General features: G+C 67.7%; 1 pseudogene. It reads right to left on the bottom strand.

What is annotated here, in order from left to right:
* Window positions 1-52: 52 nt before the first annotated feature.
* Window positions 53-1,293 (bottom strand): annotated as a pseudogene (locus E3T40_RS14450) (IS256 family transposase).
* Window positions 1,294-1,413 lie beyond the last annotated feature (120 nt).

Below are 1,413 nucleotides of genomic sequence, written 5' to 3' on the forward strand. Positions count from 1 at the left end.
GGTCAAGTCCAAATGTGTGGTGTAACGCGTCTGCCGCGTGATTCTTGGATTTCTAGGCGCTGAGGGCGCCGAGTTCGGTTGCGGGTTCCTCCTTCTCGGTCGGGACGAGGGTGAGGCGTGAGCGGCTGAGGACGTCGAGGCCGAGGTAGCGGCGGCCCTCGATCCATTCGTCGTGTTGTTCGGCCAGGACCGCGCCGACGAGCCGGATCAGGGAGCCGCGGTCGGGGAAGATCCCCACGACGTCGGTGCGGCGGCGGATCTCGCGGTTGAGACGTTCCTGGGGGTTGTTGGACCAGAGCTGACGCCAGATCTCCTTCGGGAAGCCGGTGAAGGCGAGCACGTCCGCCCGGGCCGCCTCGAGGTGGGTGGCGACCGCGGGGAGCTTCTCCTCCAGTGCGTTCAGGACCCGGTCGAACTGGGCGTGGACGGCGTCCGCGTCGGGCTGGTCGTAGACGGAGTGGAGCAGGGTCTTCACCCACGGCCAGCTGGTCTTCGGGGTCGCGGACATCAGGTTCGCGGCGTAGTGGGTGCGACAGCGCTGCCAAGTCGCGCCGGGCAGGGTCGCCCCGATGGCGGCCACGAGGCCGGCGTGAGCGTCGCTCGTGACGAGTTTCACGCCGGTGAGGCCGCGGGCGGTCAGGTCGCGGAAGAAGCCGAGCCAGCCGGCGCCGTCTTCGGCGCTGGTGACCTGCAGGCCCAGGATCTCGCGGTGCCCGTCCTTGTTCACGCCCGTCGCGAGGAGCGCGTGGACGTTGGCGACACGGCCGCCCTCGCGCACCTTCAGCCCAGGGCGTCGGCGGCCACGAACGTGTAAGGGCCGGCGTCGAGGGGCCGGGTGCGGAACTGCTCGACCTGTTCGTCGAGGTCCTTGGCCATGATCGACACCTGCGACTTCGAGAGGCGAGTGATGCCGAGGGACTCGACGAGTTTCTCCATCCGCCTCGTCGACACCCCGAGCAGGTAGCAGGTCGCCACGACGCTGGTCAGGGCGGCCTCGGCGCGGCGGCGGCGCTCGAGGAGCCAGTCCGGGAAGTAGGTGCCGGTGCGCAGCTTCGGGATCGCGACGTCGAGGGTGCCGGTGCGGGTGTCGAAATCCCGGTGCCGGTAGCCGTTGCGGGAGTTGACCCGGTCGGCGGAGACTTGGCCGTATTCGGCGCCGCAGACGGCTTCCGCTTCGGCGCTCATCAGCGCGTTGATGAACGTGGTCAGCATCTGCCGCATCAAGTCCGGCGAGGCTTGCTCGAGTTGTTCGGACAGGAAACGGGCAGGGTCAATAAAATGGGGTGCGGTCATCGCGTGTACTCCTTCGGAAAAGACTTGATCGGTCTTTCCAAGAATCACGCGGTGGCCGCCTTACATCGGTGCAACACGCCCATCAGGGCCGGGGGTTACACCACGCTATTGGACGCAACC

It is taken from the genome of Cryobacterium sp. TMT1-19 (assembly GCF_004403055.1).
In the GTDB taxonomy this organism is placed as follows: Bacteria; Actinomycetota; Actinomycetes; order Actinomycetales; family Microbacteriaceae; genus Cryobacterium; species Cryobacterium sandaracinum.